The 23,546-nt window shown below is 56.6% G+C and carries 25 protein-coding genes and 1 tRNA gene; 11 read left to right on the forward strand and 15 right to left on the reverse strand.

The window, feature by feature from the left end; all coding sequences use genetic code 11:
• The first annotated feature begins 6 nt into the window (after window positions 1-6).
• Together E5201_RS08105 and E5201_RS08110 are read left to right on the forward strand one after the other, a co-directional pair.
• Complete coding sequence (locus tag E5201_RS08105; RefSeq protein ID WP_140985540.1) at window positions 7-756, forward strand: CoA transferase subunit A; 750 nt, start codon at window positions 7-9, stop codon at window positions 754-756.
• A complete protein-coding gene (locus E5201_RS08110; protein ID WP_140985541.1) occupies window positions 756-1,397 on the forward strand; it encodes a 3-oxoacid CoA-transferase subunit B in 642 nt (213 codons plus the stop codon). The genes E5201_RS08105 and E5201_RS08110 overlap by 1 nt, the downstream gene beginning before the upstream one ends.
• Window positions 1,398-1,459: 62 nt before the next feature.
• Here E5201_RS08110 and E5201_RS08115 read toward each other — a convergent pair whose 3' ends face one another.
• Genes E5201_RS08115 through E5201_RS08125 form a run of 3 tightly spaced genes read right to left on the reverse strand, consistent with a single transcriptional unit; the run spans window position 1,460 to window position 3,907 of the window.
• The gene (locus tag E5201_RS08115; protein WP_140985542.1) at window positions 1,460-2,206 is read right to left on the reverse strand and encodes an ATP12 family chaperone protein; all 747 of its coding nucleotides are present in this window, start codon (window positions 2,204-2,206) and stop codon (window positions 1,460-1,462) included.
• 1 nt (window position 2,207) lies between these two features.
• Window positions 2,208-2,888: an HAD-IA family hydrolase gene (locus tag E5201_RS08120; RefSeq protein WP_140985543.1), complete on the reverse strand. Its 681-nt coding sequence runs from the start codon at window positions 2,886-2,888 to the stop codon at window positions 2,208-2,210.
• Window positions 2,889-2,899: 11 nt separating this feature from the next.
• A complete protein-coding gene (locus E5201_RS08125; protein WP_140985544.1) occupies window positions 2,900-3,907 on the reverse strand; it encodes an RluA family pseudouridine synthase in 1,008 nt (335 codons plus the stop codon).
• 81 nt (window positions 3,908-3,988) lie between these two features.
• Here E5201_RS08125 and E5201_RS08130 point away from each other — a divergent pair, with 81 nt between their 5' ends.
• The 4 genes from E5201_RS08130 (at window position 3,989) to E5201_RS08145 (ending at window position 7,188) form a co-directional block, all read left to right on the forward strand.
• Complete coding sequence (locus E5201_RS08130) at window positions 3,989-4,420, forward strand: HIT family protein (protein ID WP_140985545.1); 432 nt, start codon at window positions 3,989-3,991, stop codon at window positions 4,418-4,420.
• A gap of 3 nt (window positions 4,421-4,423) precedes the next feature.
• A complete protein-coding gene (locus E5201_RS08135) occupies window positions 4,424-5,050 on the forward strand; it encodes a histidine phosphatase family protein (RefSeq protein WP_140985546.1) in 627 nt (208 codons plus the stop codon).
• A gap of 57 nt (window positions 5,051-5,107) precedes the next feature.
• Window positions 5,108-6,856: a DUF4153 domain-containing protein gene (locus E5201_RS08140; RefSeq protein ID WP_140985547.1), complete on the forward strand. Its 1,749-nt coding sequence runs from the start codon at window positions 5,108-5,110 to the stop codon at window positions 6,854-6,856.
• 146 nt (window positions 6,857-7,002) lie between these two features.
• Window positions 7,003-7,188, forward strand: coding sequence for a Thivi_2564 family membrane protein (locus tag E5201_RS08145; protein WP_140985548.1), 186 nt, complete (start codon window positions 7,003-7,005; stop codon window positions 7,186-7,188).
• On the opposite strand, the gene E5201_RS08150 is transcribed toward E5201_RS08145, so the two are convergent.
• The 10 genes from E5201_RS08150 to E5201_RS08195 form a co-directional block, all read right to left on the reverse strand.
• On the reverse strand, window positions 7,168-8,178 hold the full coding sequence (locus E5201_RS08150) for an LLM class flavin-dependent oxidoreductase (protein ID WP_140985549.1): 1,011 nt from the start codon (window positions 8,176-8,178) through the stop codon (window positions 7,168-7,170). The two genes, E5201_RS08145 and E5201_RS08150, sit on opposite strands and share 21 nt — an antisense overlap.
• A 231-nt stretch (window positions 8,179-8,409) precedes the next feature.
• Complete coding sequence (locus E5201_RS08155; protein WP_342774721.1) at window positions 8,410-9,189, reverse strand: transglycosylase SLT domain-containing protein; 780 nt, start codon at window positions 9,187-9,189, stop codon at window positions 8,410-8,412.
• A gap of 73 nt (window positions 9,190-9,262) precedes the next feature.
• Entirely contained in the window at window positions 9,263-10,357 is a 1,095-nt protein-coding gene (locus tag E5201_RS08160; protein WP_140985551.1) for an NAD(P)/FAD-dependent oxidoreductase, read from the reverse strand.
• A 69-nt stretch (window positions 10,358-10,426) separates the two neighbouring features.
• Window positions 10,427-10,502: transfer RNA gene (locus E5201_RS08165), tRNA-His, on the reverse strand.
• 113 nt (window positions 10,503-10,615) lie between these two features.
• Window positions 10,616-11,026 carry an energy transducer TonB gene (locus E5201_RS08170; RefSeq protein ID WP_181404570.1) on the reverse strand — a complete coding sequence of 137 codons (411 nt, stop codon included), beginning with the start codon at window positions 11,024-11,026 and terminating at the stop codon, window positions 10,616-10,618.
• A 45-nt stretch (window positions 11,027-11,071) separates the two neighbouring features.
• A complete protein-coding gene (locus tag E5201_RS08175) occupies window positions 11,072-11,839 on the reverse strand; it encodes a M48 family metallopeptidase (RefSeq protein ID WP_140985553.1) in 768 nt (255 codons plus the stop codon).
• Window positions 11,840-12,007: 168 nt separating this feature from the next.
• Window positions 12,008-12,724, reverse strand: a complete 717-nt coding sequence (locus E5201_RS08180) for a hypothetical protein (RefSeq protein ID WP_140985554.1) — start codon at window positions 12,722-12,724, stop codon at window positions 12,008-12,010.
• Between the two features lie 258 nt (window positions 12,725-12,982).
• Window positions 12,983-13,702: an energy transducer TonB gene (locus E5201_RS08185; protein ID WP_140985555.1), complete on the reverse strand. Its 720-nt coding sequence runs from the start codon at window positions 13,700-13,702 to the stop codon at window positions 12,983-12,985.
• Window positions 13,703-13,715: 13 nt separating this feature from the next.
• On the reverse strand, window positions 13,716-14,153 hold the full coding sequence (locus tag E5201_RS08190) for an ExbD/TolR family protein (RefSeq protein WP_140985556.1): 438 nt from the start codon (window positions 14,151-14,153) through the stop codon (window positions 13,716-13,718).
• 5 nt (window positions 14,154-14,158) lie between these two features.
• Complete coding sequence (locus E5201_RS08195; protein WP_140985557.1) at window positions 14,159-15,037, reverse strand: MotA/TolQ/ExbB proton channel family protein; 879 nt, start codon at window positions 15,035-15,037, stop codon at window positions 14,159-14,161.
• Between the two features lie 717 nt (window positions 15,038-15,754).
• On the opposite strand from E5201_RS08195, the gene E5201_RS08200 reads away from it, so the two are divergent.
• From E5201_RS08200 to E5201_RS08210, 3 genes are all read left to right on the forward strand, one after another.
• Window positions 15,755-16,126, forward strand: a complete 372-nt coding sequence (locus E5201_RS08200; protein ID WP_140985558.1) for a phasin — start codon at window positions 15,755-15,757, stop codon at window positions 16,124-16,126.
• 5 nt (window positions 16,127-16,131) lie between these two features.
• The gene (locus E5201_RS08205) at window positions 16,132-16,926 is read left to right on the forward strand and encodes a 3-hydroxybutyrate dehydrogenase (protein WP_140985559.1); all 795 of its coding nucleotides are present in this window, start codon (window positions 16,132-16,134) and stop codon (window positions 16,924-16,926) included.
• A gap of 77 nt (window positions 16,927-17,003) precedes the next feature.
• Window positions 17,004-19,058: a glycoside hydrolase family 43 protein gene (locus tag E5201_RS08210; protein ID WP_140985560.1), complete on the forward strand. Its 2,055-nt coding sequence runs from the start codon at window positions 17,004-17,006 to the stop codon at window positions 19,056-19,058.
• A gap of 71 nt (window positions 19,059-19,129) precedes the next feature.
• Here the strand turns inward: E5201_RS08210 and E5201_RS08215 are convergent, their stop codons facing one another.
• Window positions 19,130-20,980, reverse strand: coding sequence for an ABCB family ABC transporter ATP-binding protein/permease (locus E5201_RS08215; protein ID WP_140985561.1), 1,851 nt, complete (start codon window positions 20,978-20,980; stop codon window positions 19,130-19,132).
• 151 nt (window positions 20,981-21,131) lie between these two features.
• Here E5201_RS08215 and E5201_RS08220 point away from each other — a divergent pair, with 151 nt between their 5' ends.
• Window positions 21,132-21,938: an SGNH/GDSL hydrolase family protein gene (locus E5201_RS08220; protein WP_140985562.1), complete on the forward strand. Its 807-nt coding sequence runs from the start codon at window positions 21,132-21,134 to the stop codon at window positions 21,936-21,938.
• A gap of 4 nt (window positions 21,939-21,942) precedes the next feature.
• Here E5201_RS08220 and E5201_RS08225 read toward each other — a convergent pair whose 3' ends face one another.
• Window positions 21,943-22,668, reverse strand: a complete 726-nt coding sequence (locus E5201_RS08225; protein ID WP_140985563.1) for a hypothetical protein — start codon at window positions 22,666-22,668, stop codon at window positions 21,943-21,945.
• A 121-nt stretch (window positions 22,669-22,789) separates the two neighbouring features.
• Here E5201_RS08225 and E5201_RS08230 point away from each other — a divergent pair, with 121 nt between their 5' ends.
• On the forward strand, window positions 22,790-23,545 hold the full coding sequence (locus E5201_RS08230) for a polysaccharide deacetylase family protein (protein WP_140985564.1): 756 nt from the start codon (window positions 22,790-22,792) through the stop codon (window positions 23,543-23,545).
• Window position 23,546: the final 1 nt, after the last annotated feature.

A 23,546-nucleotide genomic window follows, 5' to 3' on the forward strand; every position in this document is an offset into this window, starting at 1 on the left:
GCCCTGATGGGAACATCCGGCAAGATATACAATTCCGCTGCGGAGGCCCTCGAAGGACTTCTGCGCGACGACCTGACGATTATGGCCGGTGGCTTTGGCCTGTGCGGCATACCGGAAAACCTGATCGCCGCGGTACGCGATTCCGGCGTCAAGGGCCTGACGGTTATCTCCAACAATGCCGGTGTCGATGGCTTCGGTCTGGGTCAGCTTCTCAACACCCACCAGATCAAAAAGATGATCTCGTCCTATGTCGGCGAAAACAAGGAATTTGAGCGTCAGTACCTGTCGGGTGAGCTTGAGCTTGAGTTTAACCCGCAAGGGACTCTGGCCGAGCGCATCCGTGCCGGTGGTGCGGGCATCCCCGCCTTCTATACCGCTACAGGCGTCGGCACACTGGTGGCCGAAGGCAAGGAAGAAAAGACCTTCGACGGACGCCGCTATATCCTTGAGACCGGCCTTGTGGCTGACCTGTCGATCATCAAGGCCTGGAAGGCCGACGAACGCGGCAATCTGATCTTCCGTAAGACGGCACGTAACTTCAACCCGATCATGGCCACTGCCGGTAAGGTCACGGTCGTCGAGGTCGAGGAAATCGTACCCACGGGTTCAATTGATCCTGACCACATCCATACACCGGGCATCTATGTCGATCGCATCGTCAAGGGCACGTTCGAGAAACGTATTGAGCAGCGCACCACGCGCTCAAGAAGCGAAGCGTTAGCACAAGATAACAGCGCACAAAAGGAGAGTGTATAATGGTCTGGACAAGAGACGACCTCGCCAAACGCGCCGCCAAAGAATTACAGGACGGCTATTACGTCAATCTGGGGATCGGCATTCCGACCCTTGTGGCCAACCATATCCCCGAAGGCATGACCGTCACCTTTCAATCGGAAAACGGCATGCTGGGCATGGGGCCCTTTCCCTATGATGATGAGGTCGATCCCGACCTGATCAATGCCGGCAAGCAGACCATCACCGAACTGGATGAAACCAGCTATTTTTCATCATCGGACTCATTCGCCATGATCCGTGGCGGTCACATCAACCTGACCATTTTAGGAGCGATGGAAGTAGCCGAAAACGGCGATATCGCCAACTGGATGATACCCGGCAAGCTCGTCAAGGGCATGGGCGGAGCGATGGATCTGGTGGCGGGCGTCAAACGCGTCGTTGTGGTCATGGAACACACCAGCAAACACGGTGAATCCAAGGTGCTTAAGGCCTGCGAACTGCCCCTGACCGGCACCGGCGTCGTCAGCCTGATTATCACCACGCTTGGGGTGTTTGAGGTCAAACCCGATGGCTCAGGCCTGCGCCTGATCGAACTGGCCCCCGATGTGACGCTTGAGGACATCGCGGCCAGCACCGAAGCCGCCTATGAGGTCGCCCTCTGATTTTTTCTCCCCCCTGTCGCCTGCGATGGGGAGGAGGATTTTTAAAGGACGGCTGGGTATTCTTACCGTAAGGCCTTAAACCACGCCTCAAGGCTAATCACATCGGCCTTGTGCGACTCGGCCCGTTGACGGGCCTCGGCATCATCGCCCCAGGTTTCGACCTGAAAGGCCTCACCGACGCGCGACGCCTCAAAGGCCGCCTCTCCACTCAAATGTCCCTTCCACAGGGCAATCGCCAGCACCACGGACCCGAGTAAGGGCGTCGCCGCCATCAGCCCTGCCCGCTCATAGGGCGTCGCCGCCGCAACCAACGCCCCGATACCGGCAACCGTAGCCTCAGGTTGCGGCTTATGCATAATCGAGCGGTTCTGAACGATCTCCAGTCCCAGTTCTGCCTTAAGCCAGCCAATGACCGGCTCCCACGCCGCCGCTTCCCGCTCAATCAGCGCCTGCGGATAGTCTGACGGATAGGCCACCAGATCGGTTTCCGCATAACGCGACGCCTCGGCCACCGCGCCTTCTGCGTCCTTAAGGTGATCAATAGCCGCAAATCCCAGCCGCGTCAGGGGCATGGCGGCATAGTCCACATAGTCCTCAACCGCTTCCCACTCACGCGCCACCAGCGCCGCTACCGCCGGATTGGGCAGGCTCAGCACTTCGCCCTTTGGCGTTTTGACTGCACGTTTATCAAGTGACACCGCAAACCCGCCACTGATGGCAGCAAAGGCTACCTCTTTCCAGAAGCGCTTCGGGCGATTGCCCAACTGATCCACACGCTTTGACGGCGCTTCGGCCTTATAGTCAGTCATATCAGAGACTTGCTTTCAGAACTTCAGATGAAAACTGATCCAGCGTCCGGTTCAACGCCGTATAATCATCGACAATTTCATGCGCGCCTGCGGCCTCAAGTTCGGACACCGTATGAAAGCCCCACGACACGCCCACCGCATAGGCACCGGCGGACCGCGCCATACGGATATCATAGGTGGCATCGCCGATCATCAATGTCTGGTGCGCCCCGACGCCCAACGCCTTCATATTACATTCCAGCATATGCGGATGGGGCTTTGACGGCCCATCGTCGGCGCAGAAGGTGACATCGAAAATATCTTCCCAGCCATAATGCGCCAGTATCCGCGTCACCCCGCGCCGCGAATTACCTGTCGCCATGCCGATCAGCCAGTTATCATTTTTGAGGCGCAAAAGGGTTTCCTGCGCACCGGCATAGAGGTCTTCACTGAAATCCGGCTCGGCATGGAAGGTGATAAAGGCGTTCTGAAACTCACGCGTATAGGCGGCAATGGTTTCCGGATCGAGGTCTGGCCGCATGGCCTCCAATGCCTCAAACAAAGACAGGCCAACAATGCCACGCACCTGATCATAGGTCGGCGGCTCAATATTGATACGGTGCGCCGCCTCAACCGCCGCCCGAAAGATAGAGGCCCGACTGTCGATCAGGGTGCCATCTACATCAAATACAGCCAAACGCATGGACGCACTCACTATCGTCTGGAAATCTTTTGCACCTTGCGGAACGGTTCAGGTGACGCTTCGTATTCATCAAAACCATAACGCTCAAATCCGGCAGCAATGACCGGATCAAGCGGTGCCTCGACAATCAGCGTTCCGTGCGACGGATGCGGCAGTTCGATCCGGCGGTGGTGCAGTTGCAACCCCAGCCCTTCCGACAAAGGACGGCTCAGGTCATCGGCATATTTCGGATCGCCCAGGATACAATGACCAATGGCCTGCATATGCGCCCGAAGCTGGTGCGTGCGGCCGGTATGTGGACGCAACGCCATCCACGCCAGCCGGTGCGCAGCACGTGAAATGGTCACATATTCGGTTTCCGCCACCTCTGCCCCCGGCTCCTTCGGATCAGCGGGCATGACGATTTCGCGGTCATTGAAGCCCTTTTTGATCAGGGGCACATCAATGACGCCTTCCTTGGGGTCAGGCGTACCGGCCACCAGCGCCCAGTAGGTCTTATAGGCCTTGCGCTTGGCAAAGGCTCCCGCCAGACGCGCTGCGGCTGCCGGTGTCTTGCCCAGCAGCAGAACGCCCGACGTATCGCGGTCAAGCCGGTGCACCAGACGCGGACGCTCAAGCCCCTCACCCCACGCCGACAGCAGCCGGTCGATATGGTTTTTCGTCTTGGTGCCACCCTGAACGGCCAGCCCCGAAGGCTTGTTGATGGCGATGACATAATCATCCTCAAACAGCACCAGAGACTTGGCGTAGCGGATTTCCTGCGGGCTTAAGGTCGCCCGTTCGCGCTTTTGCTGATCTTCGGACGGCGCATCCGGCAGAGGGGGCACACGCACGGTCTGACCGGCCACAAGGCGCGTATCGGCCTTGACGCGGCTGCCGTCCACACGCACCTGACCGGAACGCAACAGCTTGTTCAGCATGACGTGGTTGATATGCGGCCAGCGACGCTTGATGAAGCGATCAACACGGGTGCCGTCTTCGCCTTCGCCGATATACAGGGTTTTGACTTCTTTACTCATAGCCTTCCCTTAACCCTCTTGGCCCTGAAAGCATAGTCCTTTAAGAGTGGGACCCAACAGAATCCAGATGGAGACAGGATAATGAGCCTGACCGGAACCTATGACCCGCAAAACATTTTCGCCAAAATTATACGCGGCGAAATTCCGGCTGTGAAGGTCTATGAGGACGATACGGTCTTAAGCTTCATGGACGTGTTTCCGCAATCCGAAGGCCATACGCTGGTCATCCCCAAGTCTGAGGCGCGTAATCTTCTGGATATTGCCCCTGACGCCCTGCAAAACCTGATTGTAAAGACACAGCTGGTGGCTCAGGCGGTCAATAAGGCCCTGACCCCTGATGGTATCCGCATCGCTCAGTTCAATGGGGAACCTGCCGGTCAGACGGTGTTTCACATCCACTTTCATATTATTCCAGCCTATGACAGTCAGAGCGAAGCCCCGCACGCATCGGGCCAGATGGCCGATACAGATAAGCTTAAAGCGCTTGCTGAACGCATTAAGGCGGAGCTTTAATCCATGTTTTTTGTTCTCAGGCACGGTCAAACAGACTGGAACGCCCAATTGCGCCTTCAGGGATCGACGGATATCCCCCTGAATGACAATGGCAGGCTTCAGGCGCGTACCGCCGCCCGCTTCCTTAAAGATCAGTCCATTGACCGCATTATCGCGAGCCCCCTGTCGCGCGCCCATGAAACCGCTTCGATTGTCGCCGAAACACTGGGTTTGCCGGTCGAGGTCGATCCCCGCATCATTGAACGCAGCTTTGGTGTGTTCGAAGGCCTGACGCTTGAAGAAGTCGTCACCCATCGTGCCGAAATGGCCATCCACATGCGCCCTGAGGCGGATCTCGACGGCAAGCACTATCCGACCGATGCCGAGACCCTGTCTCAGGTCATTGACCGCGTCTCCGAAGCCGTCAACGAACACCGCTCAGGCGGCGAGGCCTGCCTGTTTGTCTCGCATGGCATCCCCTTCCGCGCCATAGCCAGGGTGTTTCTGGGCGAGATGTACTCAAGCCCAAATGCCGCGCCGGTACGCTATGACCAGACCGGAAGCGCATGGCACATGACCGGCCTTGATCCGGAAAATCTGCCGATTCATTCCTCTGCCTATGACGGCCCCACGACCATGGGCCGCATTTAACCCGCTGACAGTCCCCGATTTTTGGCCCATAGTCGGCACAAACATTCGGGGAAGATCATGCTCGCAAAATACAATACGCCGCTATCCGACCGTCAGGCCCTGTATCTCCGTCTGGCGGTGGGCCTTGTCTTCGGCCTGTTACTGGCCTTTCTCTCCGAGCAGATTGACGCCTTCCGCAAGACGCAGGACGGCAATTACAACGTCTGGCCGCCTGAGATGGTGTGGAACCGCATCCTGTTTGCCTCAGTGGCCCTGACCGCCTTTGTTGTCTGGGCCGGTGCCGGTGCCATGCGCCGCCTGTCACTTGCGGCGTGGACAATCACAGCCTTTCTGCTGCTTTTGCTTATCGGCTGGTCACAAAGCGAAGGCGAGGCTTTCCGTGGCTACAGCTTCATGTTCCATGCCGATACCTTCCTTGTCTACCCCCTGCTGTTCATTGCCCACGAACTGATCTCAAGCGCCGATCAGGCCCGCAAACCCATTGCGCCCTATGAGGTCTATTTCGATCAGGCCTGGAAACGCGGCGTACAACTGGCCCTAAGCCTTCTGTTCACCGGCCTGTTCTGGGGCATATTGTGGCTCGGGGCCGCTTTGCTGAAATTCATCGGCTTTGAATGGTTCGGTGACCTGCTTGAGGAAACCTACGTTGCTTACCCGCTCTCAGGCCTTGCCTTCGCCGCCTCGGTACATTTAAGCGACGTTCAGACCAAACTTCTGGCCAATGTCCGCGCCCTGATTCTCGGGGTTCTGTCGTGGCTCTTGCCGGTAATTGTTGTCGTCGGCCTCATCTTTGTCGTGAGCCTGTTCTTCAGCGGCCTGCAACCGCTCTGGGCCACAAGGGCCGCCACCGGCACGCTTTTGGGGGCCTGTCTGGCGATGGTTCTGCTGATCAACGCCGCCTATCAGCAGGGTGACGAAGAGCGTCCCGTCAATATTGTCCTGAAACTGACCGCCCGCGCCGCCGCTCTGTTGCTTCTGGTGTTTGCCATCCTCGCCGCCGTGGGCCTCAGCCTGCGCGTCGGACAATACGGTCTGACACCGTCACGCATCATCGCCTTTATCGGGGTAATTGTGGCCCTGCTCTATGGTGTGGCCTACGCCATTGCCGCGGTCATGCCCGGCCGCTGGCTGCGCCTCCTTGAGCCCTTCAATATCGGCCTGGCCATCACCAAGGTTGCAATCTTCATCGCCGTCCTGACGCCCATTGCCTCACCAGCCCGCCTGAGCGTCGACAGTCAGATCGCCCGCCTCAATGCCGGTGAGGTCACCCCCGAAGCCTTTGACTGGCAACTCCTGCGTTTTAAAACCGCCGGCTATGGCGAACGTGCAATTGATAAACTGATTACCGACGGCAAGACGCAAACCATTCGCGATCTGGCCACCAAGGCGAAGGCTTCTCAAAACCTCTATGATTTTGACGGTGGTAAACTTGCGGCCAAAACACCTGAGGCCAAAAACTACAGGCTGGTCTATCCCGCAGGCGCCACCCTGCCTCAAAGCTTCCTGTCGCAAGCCTTCAATGCCGAAAATGAATATGCCTCTGCGCCCTGCCTGAATACCGGTGTCTGCGATGCCGCCCTGATTGACCTGAATGGTGACAACCAGCCTGAACTCCTCATCCGTAAGGATAAGGCCCTGCATATCTACAGGCTGAAGGATGAAAAATGGGAAATCCTGAAGGTCAGTTATGACCTGAATGAGGCCTCCGTCAAAGCCTTCACCGAGGGCCGCATCCAGTTGGCAAGGCCTGAATGGTCCGATATCAAACTGGGCGACAAACAGCTTAAGATCAATGAACGGTATTAAAAACCCATAAGGGCGGCAGCGGTATTTTCTTATGCCACCCTTATGTTTCAGCCTTCGCCTGCGGATTTAAACCTGAGAGTCGGGGACATAGTCTGGTTATCTGATTTTCTGCGCAATTTTCCGCGCATTCAACGGAGGAACCGAATATGCCCCTTTTAAATGTGGTCGTTGTCCTGATTGTCGTAGGCGTCCTGCTCTGGCTGGTAAACGCTTACATTCCCATGGACGGCAAGATCAAAGGCATCCTTAACGGCGTTGTCGTCATCGCCGTTGTTATCTGGCTGCTTAATGTATTTGGCGTTCTCGGTGCCTTAGGCGGCATTACCGTCTGATAAGGCACTTTGCATCAGTCCGGTCTGTGCGAATATTTCCGCAGACCGGACACGTGCATCAAAATCATGGATGGGCATCGAAATAATCAGTTCATCCGCCCCCGTCGCTTCCAGAAAATGTTCTACCTTGGCCCTGACCGTCTCAGGCCCGCCAACCACAGCAAATTGCAGCATATGATTGACCATAGACGCCTCGTCCGGCGTTAACTGAAGCCCACGCACCGGCTTGGGAAAGCGGATACGCTCATTGCGCCGCATCGCCGCAAAACTCTGCTGCATCGACGAAAACAGATATTGCGCTTCGTCGTCCGTATCGGCCCCTACCCCCATAATCCCCACCATCACACGCGGCTCAGGGTGCGCCTCTGACGGCCTGTACTGTGACCGGTAAACACGTATCGCCTGAAACAGGTAATCCGGTGCAAAATGTGAGGCAAAGGCATAAGGCAGCCCCAGTTGCGCCGCCAATTGTGCGCCATAAAGACTTGAGCCTAGAATCCACACCGGCACATGACTGCCTTCCCCCGGAATGGCTCTCAGACGCGCCTCATCGCTTTCATCACCCATATAGGCCATCAGTTCCATGACATCCTGCGGGAACTGATCGACACTGCCGTCCAACGTGCGCCGAAGCGCGCGATTGGTACGCATATCACTCCCCGGTGCCCGCCCCAGCCCCAGATCGACCCGCTTGGGGAACAAGGCCTCAAGCGTGCCGAACTGCTCGGCAATGACAAAGGGCGCATGGTTGGGCAGCATAATCCCGCCCGCCCCGATACGTATGCTTTGTGTATGATGCCCCACATGGGCAATGACGATCGATGTCGCCGCCGAGGCAATCCCCGGCATCCCATGATGTTCCGCCACCCAGAACCGGCTATAGCCCAGCTTTTCCGCCGCCTGCGCCAGCTTCGCCGAGTTGGCCAGCGCCTCGGATGCCCCCGCCCCTTCACATATCTGCGACAAATCAAGAATGGAAAACGGGGTCATGCGTACACCTCAAGCCAGCCAAACCTCTTATGTAGGCGCTCCGGTTACGATTAAAAGAGGCAGGGCCTCAGGCCCTGCACCCGTTTGCCCCGAGGTGTGTGATATCTTCCATACTCACCTGTTTTACGAAGTCAGAACGCTTACATCCTCCCCTGTAGCGCAGCGTACGGGGGAGGTGCCGAGCGTAGTCGAGGCGGAGGGGGCATTTTTTTCACCCCTTAGGAACGATCTCTAAACGAAGCCGCCCTTTTGGCTCTCTTCCTTCTCCGGCCCGAAAGCTGCCATCAGTTGTGTGGCAAACAACAAGCTCTGCTCGCCAGATCCATTGCCAAACGCCAGATTAAGTAACATGGCGTCCGACTGCACCCCCTCAAGGCGGGTGAGGAACATGCCCTCATAGGGATTGGTCATTTGCGGCGCAACGGGCGCTATATTCACCTGCCCCCCCGCCTTGGAGCTCAGGTTCGTCATCAGGGCCGTCACCGTTACCGGCTGGCCGTTCTTGTAAAAAATCGAGCGGTTGGCACCCGCGGCTTGCGGAAACAGCGCTGCCGCCGAAGCATTGGGACTGGTCTGCGTCGCCTTGATCAGATTCGCCGCCCCAGCTGGCCCCAGAAAATGTGCCGCATAAAGCTCACCGGCATTGGGCTGACGGCCCGTGCGCCCCTTAAGATAGGCCGCATGACCCGCCGTCAGTTCCGCCGCCATCACCGAGGCCGCGTCAGGGTCGTAGCGCAAGCCCAGCACCTGCTGACGCGCACGGGCATCAGGCACATAATAGCGCCCGCCCTCGCCCTTTACGATCTGACTGGCATAGGCCCCATAGCCATGCTTGGCCCCGTGGGATTTGACGGTTGCCAGCCAGGTCTGCTCAATGAACTGAAACAGCCCCGCCGCCGATGAAGTCGGGGCCTTGGCCTTGGGGTTCAGCGAACTTTCACGCTGCGCCGTTTTCACAAGGTATGAAAAGTCAACTCCGGTCGCCTGAGACGCACGGGTGATCGAGGCCATTACCCCGCCCTGTCCACCTGCCCCTTGAGTCGAAAATACCGTCATAACGGGCATGATCAAAGTTTATGGTTAATCAGGCGTTAATCCGGTCAGGACTGTAGTCCTCGGCCCCTTCCGGCACCGGCATGCCGGTCATCTGCGCCACCAGCACCTCCGCGGCATAGGGCGCGTAAATCCAGCCGTTTCGACGCATGGCCGTGGCGACATAGACCCCGCTTGGGGCGTCACGGCCAATTATCGGTAACCCGTCCGCCGTCGCGGCTCGCACCCCTACGCGCGGCGTTGCGCCCTTAAGTGACGGCGACAGGCGCGAAGCCATCTTGCCCGACTTCTGTGTCAGGCTTTCGACCATTGCAGGCTCTATAACCGTATCGCCCTGGCCCGACTGCATGGTCGCCCCGAACTTGCTTAAGCCCTCATAGCTGACCCAGTAACCCCAGGGCGCGCGGATAATCCTTCCCGCCAGTTGCGGATCAGATTTGGCCGCGACATCCAGCAAATGCCCCTTGATCGGCTTCAGGCCCGACAATGAAGCTAATGCCGACGCAAAGGCCACAGACTCATATCCGGCACACACGGCCACCTGACCGGCCTCGAGCGCCGTTCCATCCTGCAAGCTAACCGCTGTCCCACTGACCGAAGCCACCTCTCCATCAATCCACTGACCACCCCGTTCGATAAACAGGGACTTCAGATAGCCAAGCACCGGCTCTGCCGCCAGCAACCAGTCACCGGTAATTTCCGCGGCCTGAAACGGGGCCTTATAGCCCAGAGCCTTCAGCCCCTCATCAGACACAGGTTTGGCCTTGGCCCCCATATCTTCAAACCGCTTCAGCATCTCGTCTTCGGAAGGCCCGCTATCGCCTGACCACAACCACACGGCCGGTTGCGCCATATCTATAATCGCCGACAGGCCAACATTCTCGGCAAACCCACGCCAGTAATCATGCGCGGCCTTATAACGGATGAATGAAGCTTTCGGATCAGCCTCGGTCATGGCCTCAAGCGCCGGCGCAATCATGCCTGCCGAAAGCGCCGAGGTCGTTTCGCCGACCGCATCCTTGCTGATAAGTTTTACGGAAAATCCGACATCCAGCGCCCGCAATCCCACGCACAGGCCGGTCACACCGCCGCCAATGATGATCAGACTATAGGCTGAAACTGACACGCCCTATCCTTCCCGATCGCCCGATAGCGACATAGTCAAAAGAATAAGGCTAAAGGGGAAAATCCGCGATGGTACCGTCTGCTGGTTTCGAACCAGCTACCTCCAGAGCCACAATCTGGCGCTCTACCAATTGAGCTAAGACGGCACGCTATCGCGGAGGCGCACGACATAGCCCCTCACGCGCCGCCGATCAAGAGCCTTTCTGCGCTTTTACACCGAAACCATTACAGAAAGCGCCGGATCACTATGACAATTAACCTATGGCCGCTCAGGAACATCATTTAGTATCCAGCTAAACCTGAATGTCGCCTCATCCGGCACGACCGGTAACGCCCGAGTAGCATCGACATCCACACGAACCTTGCGCTCCACCAATTTAACAGCGGCCTTACCAAAACCTTGCCCGCGAGGAGATTCGCCGGTGACACGGCAATTCTTTGGTCTGCCTTCAGCGTCCCAGACACAAGCGACAGAGGCCTCACCACTCAATTCATCATCAAGCGCCCGCGAAGGCATGGCCCTGAACATTTCATCAACCGTCGGAAACTGAGATACAACCACATTACTTTGTTCATGCGGTTTTGGCGCCTGAGGCTGCCGCCCCTCTGATTTAGCGGTTTCGGCACCGAAAAAAACCAGCGCAGTGGCGATAAACACCTTAATTTTCATTGTTTCCCCCATAAAAAAGGCAGGGTCTAACGCCCTGCCACTGAATTATTTATAGCCCCTTTGCTGGATATAGGCCTCAAGCTGGCTGATGCGTGTTGCTTCCGACGGGTGTGTGGACATGAACTCAGGGTTGCCTGCCCCGCCCTGCGCCTGCATATTGCGCCATAAGGCTACGGCTTCGGAGGCTCGGTATCCCGCCCGCACCATGATATCGACGCCAATCTTGTCGGCCTCCAGCTCGTGTTTGCGTGAATAAGGCAACAGCAGACCCAACTGCGCCCCTAAGCCCCCATAGTTAGCCACAGCCTGTTGCACACGGCCCTCCGTCGCCCCGACCGCCACCTGAAGGCCGATCTGCGCGGCAGACTGTTGCGAATAACGTTCAGCCGCATGCTTGCCAATAATATGCGCCGCTTCGTGGCCCAGAACCGCCGCCAGTTGATCGTCATTCTTCACGACCTTGAACATGCCGGTATTAACGCCGATCTTGTTACCGGGAATGACAAAAGCGTTGGGCTGATCGTTTTCAAAGACGACATATTCCCACTCGCTGGCATTATAACCGGCGGCGGTGACAATTTTCGCCCCTACCGTGCGCACCCGATTGTTCAGGCTGACATCACGAGACACTTTCGCGGTCTTAAGCATTTCCGACCAGCCCTGAAGCGCGGTCGGTGCCAGATCGGCATTATCCACCAGAAGGAACTGGCTGCGCCCAAGGGTTTCGTTGGTCTCACAGCCTACCAGGGCCGCACCACCGAACAGAACCATAGCCGATGCTATGCCGAATTTCATCAGATTTGCGCGCTTCATAACCTATAACCTTTTCCGCGATGGCCTTAAATCTCTGAAGGCAAACTGTTGCGTTTTACCGCACACGTCAATCCCTCACCCGCCTCGTGGTGTCAAAGTCAGCATAAGTTATCCATACATAAAGCCTCCGGCACACGTCCGGAGGCTCTCACTGCGATACATAACTCCTTATTGCAGGGTCCAGCTAAGTTTAACCAGCATCACATCACCAATACGCAGATTGCCCTTCGCCGTATCCGCACGACCGCGCGCCTCAACCGCCCTGACCGTCGCCCGTCCAAAACCATAACCGGCAGGCGCTTCATTCAAAGTGGTACAGGCAACACGTCCTTTTGTATCAATGATTTCACAGGATACGGTGGCACTGCCTTCAATCTCTGCATCATGCGCCCGCGATGGATAATACTGCATCATGACTTCGGAGTCCGGAAACCGTGTCCACACCGCTCTGGCATAGACGGGGCCGGTTTGCCCCGCAGGTTCGGAAATCTGTGACGGTTTACCGGAAATGGAGGTTACAGGCCCCGTCACCGGCCCGACAACCGCATCGGGCGGAGTCAGGACAACAGGGAGTGGGTCAGGCGTCGCCGCACTCACATTAACCGGCGTATGAATCTTTATCTGGGTTTGCTTTACCGGCTGATCCTCAACCGGTTTCGGTTCAGGCTTTGGCTTATCCAGCGTAACCGTCGTGCCTTCAATAATGATTTCCGGCGGCGCGGGCGGCACAACGATCTCGAAGCGCTCATTGATTATATAAAGCGCCAGACCCGCATGCACCAGCACGGCAATACCTATGCCCATCAGGGTCGATCGGGCCATAGGTCGATGGGCCTCGGCATCGCATAACAAAGAACGACGATCAGGGGTGAGCGCAGCGGACATCAGAATTCCTTTCCCGTTCGGGCCGATGCCTTTAGCGCATCAGCTTGTTTACACACGATACTTTGTATAACAAGCTAACAGCGCATGCAATGTATATTTGCATTACAAGGCATCATGCCAAACACATACCCCTTCACAGTTCAGAACCTGACACCCCGCCGTTGCGTGACTCCTGAGCCAGAAGCCTGACAAGACAACAAAAAGCCCCCCGACCCAAAGGCCGGAGGGCTTTTCAATTTTACCGTTAAACGGAAGGTCCTAGTTAAGAACCCACGTAAAGCGGAACTTTCTGCGGTCGCCATCGCGGATTTCACCGTCTTCACCCGGTCTTGCACGGGCGTGACGCATGAAGCCTCTGACAGTTGCCTGACCGAAACCGTAGTTTCTTGGGTTCTCAGAGATAATATCACAACCCGTGATACGGCCCTGAGAGTTGAGACGACAATCGATCTCAACAGACCCTTCAACTTCAGCATCGATAGCGCGTGACGGATAAAGATCCGCCATTTGCTGGCCGGTCGGAACGGTCCACTGTGCCCGCACGTAACGCGGACCTGCCGGAGCAGGCGGCGCCGGCGGAGGCGGAGGTCCGGGCACGACGGCTGGAGGGCCTTCGTACTCAACGCGGTCTTCACGCTTGGTCGGCTCCACCTGAATTGGCGGCGGCGGCGTAGGCGCGTTAGGCGCGATTACCGGTTCCCGAATCTGCAACTTCGGCGGCGGCGGCGGTTGATCCGGCGGCGGCGGCGGAGGTGGCGGAGGCGGAGGTGGCGGTGGTGGCAGATCGATCAGTTCGGTATCAATCTTGGTGTCGACATACTCCACCTCTTTGATTTCGAACTTTTCTTTATAGATGTAGTAACCGAGCGCAACGTGAACAACCGCTGCTACGCCGAGACCGACGAAGATAGCTGATTTGTTCTTGTTCTCGGGCGGGTCAAGAATAGGGTCCCGACGCCTGTGGGGGGTCTCTTCCATTTTCTATGCCCTTTTACGTATTACCATCTTCGCCGACCAGAGCCACGCTGTAGAAACCGTTATCCTGCAGGGCATTCATAACCTGCATGAAATCGGCGTAGCGCGTCTTACGGTCACAGCGAATGAAAATCCGCTCATTCTCAGGATCACGTTCGCCAATCTGAGTTCTCATATCGGCGCCCATGGAAGCGAGCGAGGTCGGATAATCGCCGATAAATACGTCACCACTCTCTTGAATGGAAATATAGATCGGCTTCGGTGGGTTGACTTGGGGCGGGGCGACGGCTGTTGGCAATTTGACTTCTACCGACACGGTGGCCATAGGGGCGGCCACCATGAAGATAATCAAAAGCACCAACATAATATCGACGAACGGCGTAACGTTAATATCGCTGTTCTGCTCGATATGAAATTTCGAGCCGCCGCTGCCAGAGGATAGCTTGGCTCCCATTTACATTATGCCCCTTTGTCGAGCTGACGCGACAGCGAGTTCAGCAGTTCGGAAACAAACTGTTCCGAACGGGTGCCGTATTGAGCGATCATGCTGTTGAATACGTTGTACATAACAACGGCCGGGATAGCGGCAGCCAGACCGATACCGGTAGCCAGAAGGGCTTCAGCGATACCCGGAGCCACAACGGCGAGGTTGGTTGTGTTTGTGTTAGCAATACCGATGAAGGAGTTCATGATACCGTAAACCGTACCGAACAGACCAACGAACGGCCCGATAGAACCGGTCGAAGCAAGGAACACGAGGCCACCGGACAGACGCTTGGCCAGACCAGCCTGAACGGCGTTGATCGACTGAGACGCACGGTGCAGCGTGGATTCACGGTGCTCACCCGAGATAGCCAGACCAGCTTGCTTGGACAGTTGAACTTCTTCGGTTGCCACGGCGGCCATATCGGCCAGTGGGTTACCGGCATGCTCGTCAGAAACGGCAAGACGGTTGATATCGGCGATCGAGCGCGCACCACGGAAATCTTCGAGGAAGCGGTTGGTCGACTTGTTAAGGCTGGAGAATTCGAGAAGCTTGATAACCAGCAGGGCCCAGGAGATGATCGACGCCAGAACCAGACCGATCATAACGGCCTTAACAACCGGCACGGCCATCATGAACATGGCCGCAACGGTCAGTTCACCATGACCCGAAGCCGCGGCTTCGGTGGTTTCTTCGGCCGCAGCCTCTTCAACAACAGGTTCAGCCGCAACCGAAGCTTCGGCAGCAACCGGAGACGTAGCGACCGCTGCAGCAGCAAAGGTCGGGGCGCTCATCAGCAGTGCGGCGGCACCGAGCATGGCAATGAGCGTATTGTGTTTCTTGTGTTCGAGCATTTTTCGCCAATTCCTGAATTAGGACGTAACCCACTTAATAAGAGGGCGGACCAGGGATATTAGGGGAAGCGTTTACCCCCGTGTTAAAACCATAGACCCACATGGCACCTTCTTCCCGCATAGGCGAAAGATCCCCTGTGAGCCCTCTATTTGCGTCATGGTCGCGCTGTTTCTTTGACAGCATCCGCACCATTTCACACATTATCCTGCCATAATGACCCCTCAATGATCACATAGCCATCACTTGAGATAAGTGATTTGTGCCTAAAGAAGCCTAACCCTGGCTTAGACGTCAAGGTGGTCATTTTAACTTTTCGCGTGTTATTTTAGCAACAGACAGTCAAAAGCATGGCTAAATCGGTCAAAAGTTCAAACATGTCTGATAGTTAATGTTTTTGACGCGACTGAAAATTATTTTCTCAAAAAAGAATATTTCCGCTCCGTTAAGCACCGGTTTGCCCCCAAAAATCTCTTTCCGGCAAAATCAACGCATCTTTTTGACTTTATGTCAGTTTTATAACGTCGATTTTTCAGCCCGGCGGGGCATATGCGTTCAGAAATAAGACCATAAATCATACAAACCGACCTTCAAGATGACACATATATCCTGTTACCTGCCTCCCATGGCAGAGGTGGCCCGATAAAAACTGTTTCACACTTTTATGTGGCCGCTTTAAGCTCTTGTAACGGAACCCTTAGACACAGATTGAACTTCCCATGAGTAAGCCACCGTCCCCTTTTGAAGCCGGCCTGAAACTGATGGGCACACAGCAGCAACTCGCCGCGCGCAGTCTGGTAAATCTCATTGAGATGATCTCGGCCTCCTCACACCGCTACGCGCAGGAAACCACTGACTTTACCCGAGATGCGGTTTCCCTGATGCAGAAGGCCACCACCACACGTGACGCCGCTGAAATTGCCGAGCTTCAGAATCAGTGGGCCAGAACCTGTCTGAAGTACGGTGAGAATCAGACTCGCGCGACCATGCAATTTGTTGAACAATGCGGCCAGCAGGCCCTCAACATCGCCGCATCGTCTCCGGGTGCGGAACCCCTCTCCCCTGAGACGACTTCAGAAGACAAGGCTTAAGACCTATGCCCGCATCCGCTCCCTCCCCGCGTCACGCCCTGATTACCGGTTCCACCAGCGGTATAGGCTTAGGGATTGCCTGTAAGCTGGCCTCGGATGGTCATAACATCATGCTCAACGGCTTCGGCCCCGCCGATGAAATTGAGGCCACCCGCGCCGAGCTTGAACGCAGCTATGGGGTTAAGGTTGCCTATAATGGCGCTGACCTGACAAAGCCGGATCAGATCGAAGCACTGATCGCCGATACGCGGCAAAAACTGGGCGGGCTGGACATTCTGGTCAATAATGCCGGCATTCAGCATGTCTCGCCTATCGAATCCTTCCCGCCTGAAAAGTGGGACATGATTATTGCACTTAACCTCTCCAGCGCCTTCCACACGATTCGCCTGAGTTTTGAGGACATGAAGGCCAATGGCTTTGGCCGAATCATCAATATCGCTTCGGCGCATGCGCTGGTCGCCTCGCCGTTCAAATCGGCCTATGTCGCCGCCAAGCATGGTATTGCCGGCCTGACCAAGACGGTGGCTCTCGAAGGCGCGGCCCATGGCGTGACCTGTAACGCCATTTGTCCGGGCTATGTCCTGACACCTCTGGTCGAAAAGCAGATCCCCGACACCGCCAAAGCCCGTGGCATTACCGAAGAAGAAGTCATCCGTGACGTGCTTCTGGCGGCGCAACCGACCAAAAAGTTTGTCAGCACCGACGAAGTAGCCGCATTGGCAGCCTTTCTGGCCTCTGATATGGCCGCTTCGATCACCGGTTCGCTACAAGCCATTGATGGTGGCTGGACATCGCAATAGGTCAATTGTCTGACTTTTTAATTGCCTCAGCCTGAACCTGTCGCTAGGGTCTCTCCCAAAACAAAGGGAGAGAACCGATGCGTAGCCGTCTGCTGAAATCCATCTGTGTGGCCGCCTTGCTGGGGTTAGCGCCCCTGTCGGCGCTGGCCTTAGAAAAGCCCGTCACATGGACACCGGATAATGGCAACGGCACCTTTACCAATCCCATATTCTACGATGAGTTCTCGGACCCCGACCTGATCCGCGTCGGCGATTATTTCTATATGACCGGCACAACCATGCACACTATGCCAGGCCTGCCGATCCTGCGTTCAAAGGATCTGGTGAACTGGGAATTCCTGACCTATGCCCTCGACCGGCTTGATTTGGGCGAGCGTTTTCGCCTCGAAGGGGGCAAGGAAATCTACGGTCAGGGCATCTGGGCCCCCAGCCTGCGTTATCATAACGGCACCTTCTATATCTTCAGCAATGTCAACGGTGAGAAAACACAGGTCTTTTCCGCCACCGATCCCGCAGGCCCCTGGACGCGCAAGGAAATGAAGCGCTCCATGCACGACCTGTCGGTACTGTTTGACGATGACGGGAAGATCTACGCCATCTGGGGCTATCAGGATATCTCCATGGTACAACTGACCGATGACCTGACCGATATCGTACCGGGTTCCGAGCGCGTGATCATTTCCCGCGATGCCGGCATGGGCGAAGGCGTCCATTTCTATAAGTTTGACGGCAAATACTATATCACCAGCGCGTGGTTCGCAGGCCGCATGCGTATGCCCGCCGCGCGCGCCGATCACCCCGAAGGCCCGTGGGAGGTCAATCAATCCATCAGCATAGATGAGGATTTCGGTCTGGCCGAAGGCTATCGCCTTGAGGACGCATGGGGCACTGAGGATTCGGCCCCCTTCAAGGTCATCCCGCCCAACCCGGCCCCAAATGGCCGCATGTCGCTGCATCAGGGCGGTATCGTTGATACCCCTTCTGGTGAATGGTGGGGCTTTTCCATGATGGACTATAATTCGGTTGGCAGACTGCTGGGGATTGCGCCGATCACATGGAAAGACGGCTGGCCCTATTTCGGCCTTGAGGGCAATCTGGAGCGCAATCCGCGCACATGGGTCAAACCGAAAACCGCCGATCCGCAGCCGATCACCGTACCGTTTGAACGCAACGACGATTTTTCGGGCCCAAAACTGAAACCGTTGTGGCAATGGAATCATGTACCGGTTGACGATAAATGGTCACTGAGCGAACGCAGCGGCCACTTACGTCTGCACGCCCTGCCCGCCAAAAGCTTCTGGTGGGCAAAGAATACGCTCACACAACGCTCTATCGGGCCGATCTCTCAGCCGACCGTAGCCCTTGACGCCAGCGGCCTGAAAACAGGAGATGTCGCGGGGCTTGGGCTGCTCAACCGGCCCTATGCGTGGATTGGCGTTGAGAAGGCCGCCACCGGCCTGAATATCGTGCAATATGATCAGCAGACCGGCAAAACCGAGCGCATCAAAACCGACGCCACCCGCCTGTGGTTCCGCGCCGACTGCGATTTCCTGACCGAAAAAGCCCGCTTCAGCTATTCCATCGACGGTCAGAATTTCACGCCGATTGGCGATGAATTCACTATGGTTTTCCAACTGAAAACCTTTCAGGGCGTGCGCTACAGCCTGTTCAATTACAACACCACCAGCGTTGAAGGCGGCTATGCGGATTTTGACGAGGTCACTATCCATCAACCCCACCCTCAGGGCCTGATGCGGCCCATTCCCTATGGTCAGTCAGTCACCTTCACCGGTTTCAACCAAAACACCGGCCTGTCGGTTACGGACGGCAAACTGTCCGACGGCACGCCCACAGCTTTTGAGGTTATCGATCTGGGCCTTGGCCGTGTGGCGCTGAAATCTGGCGACCATTACCTGAGCGTCAATACCGACGCCTCCGTTACGCTTAAAACCGGTGAGCCGTCCACATCCGAAAGCTTCCAGTGGATTGAAACGCCCTATGGCGAACTGGTGCTCATGTCGCTTGTCAACCACCGCTTCTTACGCATTGATCCAACAACGAAAAAAATCACTGCCGATAGCCCCGGCCCGCAATCAGATGCTCAGGACGGCGTACGCTTTATCTGGAAATAACCTTACATCCTCCCCCGCTATGCAGGGGAGGATTTTAAGATTTCCGCCCTGACGCTCTGGTAATGCCTCCGCTATACCGCCCCCACCTGCGCCAGAGTCTCACGCGCCGCATCGGCGGCTTTTTGCTTTTCCCACATATCGAAATAAAGCCCCCCAAGCGCCATAAGATCGTTGTGACGCCCGCGCTCGGCCACTACGCCATCTTTCAGCACCAGTATCTCGTCCGCCCCGACCACAGTGGACAGGCGGTGGGCAATCACCAGCGTCGTGCGGTTCTGGGATACCTCATCAAGCGACGCCTGAATCTCCCGCTCGGTGTGCGTATCCAGTGCCGAGGTCGCCTCATCAAGGATCAATATCGGCGGCGCTTTCAGGAGTGTACGGGCAATCGCGACGCGCTGCTTTTCCCCGCCCGACAGCTTAAGGCCGCGCTCGCCCACTTCCGTATCATAGCCCAGCGGTAGCGAGGCGATGAAACCGGCAATCTGCGCCCGCTCGGCGGCGTCATGAATTTCGGCCTCGGTCGCCCCCGCACGGCCATAGCCGATATTATAGGCCACCGTATCATTGAACAGCACCGTATCCTGCGGCACCATACCAATGGCCTTACGCAGTGAGGCTTGCGTCACCTCCCGAATGTCCTGCCCGTCAATCTCGATGGCTCCGCCCTTAACATCATAAAAACGGAACAGAAGCCGCGACAGGGTCGATTTCCCCGCCCCCGAAGGCCCGACAATGGCCACGGTCTTACCAGCTGGCACTTCAAACGACACCCCTTTGAGAATTGGCCGCGCCGGATCATAGGCAAACACCACATCCTTAAACACCACCGCCGCCTTTTCGACCTTAAGCGTCTTCGCGTCCGGCCTGTCAGTCACTTCCGCCGGTTCATCCAGAAGCGTAAACATGGCATCCATATCCGTCACAGACGTGGTGATTTCCCGATACAGAGTCCCGATCATATTCAGCGGAATCGCCAGTTGCGCCATCAGAGCGTTGATCATGACAAAGTGGCCGATAGTCTGCTGCCCCGCCATGACCTCACGCGCCGACATCAGCATCACCGCGCCCATGCCCAGCGTGAAAATCACCGCCTGCCCCAGATTAAGCCAGGCCAGAGATGTAAAGGTCTTGGTCGCTGCCTTCTCATACTTGGCCGTCGAGACGTCATAACGCGCCTTCTCAAGCGCCTCATTGTTGAAATATTTGACGGTCTCATAGTTCAGCAGCGAATCCACGGCCTTGGACATGGACTCGGTGTCGGCATCGTTCATGTCGCGACGAATGCGGATGCGCCAGTTGGACGCCACAATCGAAAACCACACATAGGCCACCACCGTCACAGCGATAACCGCCACATAGAGCATATTATATTCGTGCCCAATGATTGCCGCCGTCAGCAGGAACTCCACCAGTGTCGGCACCCCCATCAGGATCGTCAGACGGACAATGGTTTCAATCCCCGTCGCCCCGCGCTCAATGACCCGCGACAGACCACCGGTGCGCCGTTGCAGGTGAAACCGCAACGACAGATTATGCAGATGCGCAAACGTCCGGTTGGCCAGCCCGCGTACTGCATGTTGCCCGACCGGCGCAAACAAAGCGTCGCGTATCTGATTGAACCCATTGGACAAAAGCCGCGCCACGCCATAGGCCACAACCATCAGAAGCGGCGACGCCAGCCACAGGTTGCTGACCGGCGCCTGCGGATCAAGCGCGTCCGTCGCCCACTTGTAGGCATAGGGCATCATGACGGTGAACACCTTGCCCATTACCAGCGCCAGCAGCGCCAGCACCACATAGGCCCGCAAACCCGGCCGGTCAGAGGGCCAGATATAGGGCTTCAGAACCGCCAGAGTGGAAGCGAATTTGGAACGGGCTTCGGACGGTTTGGCCGAATCCTGAGAGGCATAGCTACGCATGTTTAGGGATCATTTCGGTGCAGTGATGCGCCCTATATAGGCCGCTGCGCCAGAAAGCCAAGCCTGCGCCGTACAAAGCCCTTAGAGATTGTAATCATAAGCAGCCGGATGTAATCATAAATAATCACACAGACAGGGAAACCCACTGACCATGTTGCGCAAACTTCTTCTGGCCGCCGCCCTTATAACCGCGCCCCTTATGGCCTCAAATGCCGCCGCCGAACCGCTCAAGCCCATCCGCGTCATTCTGGTGGGCGATTCGACCATGACCGAACGGGCTGGCTACGGCACCGGCTTCTGCGCGCAGTTCAAACCCGAGGTTACCTGCATCAATAAGGCGCGCGGTGGCCGCTCCTCCAAATCCTACCGCGTCGAAGGCCTGTGGGACGAAGTCCTGACGCTCATCAATGACAAGGGCAATTTCGCTGAGACCTATGTGCTGATTCAGTTCGGCCATAATGACGGCTCACACCGTCCTGAACGCCGCACCGATATCCGCACCGAATTTCCGGTGAATATCCGCAACTACACGGTGGATGTGAAAAAAGCCGGTGCCACCCCTGTGCTGGTCACCCCCCTCACCCAGCGTCATTTCAAGAACTTCAAACTGCAAAACGACCTTTTGCCGTGGGCGCAACTGACGCGTCTGATTGCCCGCACCTCAGATGTTACCCTGATCGACCTCTATGCCGAAGGTCAGGCCAAAGTGCAGGAAATGGGCATCGCGAAATCACTTGAACTCGGCGGCGGGCCTGTTCCTGAAAACGTCTATGAAGGCATCACCACCGGCACGACCGTACCCGCCATCTTCACCGATGCCTCGCAACAGGCCGACAACAGCCGTCAGGGCTTTGACTACACCCACACCGGCCCCGAAGGCTCAAAATATTTCGGCAAGATGGTGGTCGATCTGTGGGTCAAGGCTGATCCCGCCATCGCCCCATATGTGAAAAACTAAGTGATTAAAACGGCGCAGGTATTTTCCATACAAGGGAAATCCTGCGCTTTTCGCCTTCGGTTTCAATTCGAACATCCCAATATAGCTGACCGGCCCCATTGGGCATGACCGCTATACTGTTCCCGTCTATGATATAGGTCTTTTCAAGCGGCAGACTCGTCAGAACCTTAAACGGACTTCCGTTACAGACTTCAGGCATGATCTTTGCCTGACAGGTCACCGTCAGTTCCTTGGGTGGTTTTTTCAATGACTGTAGTCCTGATAACCACTCCAGAACCTCAATCGCCTCTGCTTCGGTGCGCCGCCCCTGTACGCTGGCAAAGCGATTAACCGGCAAGTCGGCACAGACCTCGCCCTTGCTCAGGCCAACCATTCCGGATGAACTGACGCGGTTTACATGCAAAACCGTCTCATCACTGAGTCGCTGCGGGTCTGCCCCCGCTTCGGGCTGAAAAGCCACATGGTAAGATACCCGCCGACATACTAAGGCCGTGGCCGATTCGGGTCGAGCATACAGTCTGACATTCGCAGGCGGATCATGTGCAAAAACAATAGTATTACCCACACGAATGTCGACCACGTCTAGCGCGTCTTCGGGCAACAGACGCGCTGCAACCTCAGGTGCATCAGCGGTTTTCAGCCAGCTTCCTGTTATCGGAAACGATTCTCCGGCCGAAGCCATTACAGGCCATAGCCCCATAAGCCCGACAGCGATAAGCCCAAGCCTCATGATCGTCCCCCTGTTCAAACGGTCTCAGTCATGCTTTTAATTCAGCCGGATAGAGTCATAACAACAAGATTATACTATCCATCTCAGGGATGTCGCAAACCTCACGGATTTACAAGATTTCATGACCTTACGTAGCCTGCTAACGGCATTAGCCGCTCTTCCGCTTGTTGCCACTGCACCGGTACTGGCGGACACCCTCAAAACCGATTGTCCGCCTGAGGCTTTGGGCACGGCCCGTGTTCTGACACTCGGTCCCGAAGCCGGTCAGGCCTATGGCTCGGTACAGCATCCACGCCTGCCGCTGAAACCTCACGAAGTCGTCCTGACCTTCGATGACGGCCCGCGCCCTGACACCACCCCCGAAGTTCTCAACGCCCTTAAGGCCGAATGCGTGAAGGCCACCTTCTTCATGACCGGTGACGCGGTCACGCAATATCCCGATCTGGCGCGTCTGGTGGTGTCCGATGGCCATACGGCGGGAATGCACAGCTATAAGCACGACAATATGACGGCGCTTTCCCCTGAGGCGCAAAAGGAAGACCTCAAGACAACGCAAGCCGCACTCAAAGCCACCCTTGGCGCTGATGCGGCCCCCTTTTACCGCTTCCCTTATCTGGGTCAGACCGAACATCTGCTGGCCGAAGCCAAGGCTCAGGGCATCACGGTTTTTTCCATTGATGCCGCCGCCAATGACTGGGAAGCCGGTGAAACCGCCGTGTCTGTGACCAATCGCCTGATGAACAATCTGGCGACGTCAAAGGGCGGCATTATCCTGCTGCACGACTGGCAGCCGGTGACCGCTGAAGCCATGCCGATGATCCTCAAGGCCCTCAAGGATCAGGGCTATAAGGTCGTGCATGTGAACTGGACGCGATAGA

The sequence above is a fragment of the Asticcacaulis tiandongensis genome (assembly GCF_006475605.1).
Lineage (GTDB): Bacteria > Pseudomonadota > Alphaproteobacteria > Caulobacterales > Caulobacteraceae > Asticcacaulis > Asticcacaulis tiandongensis.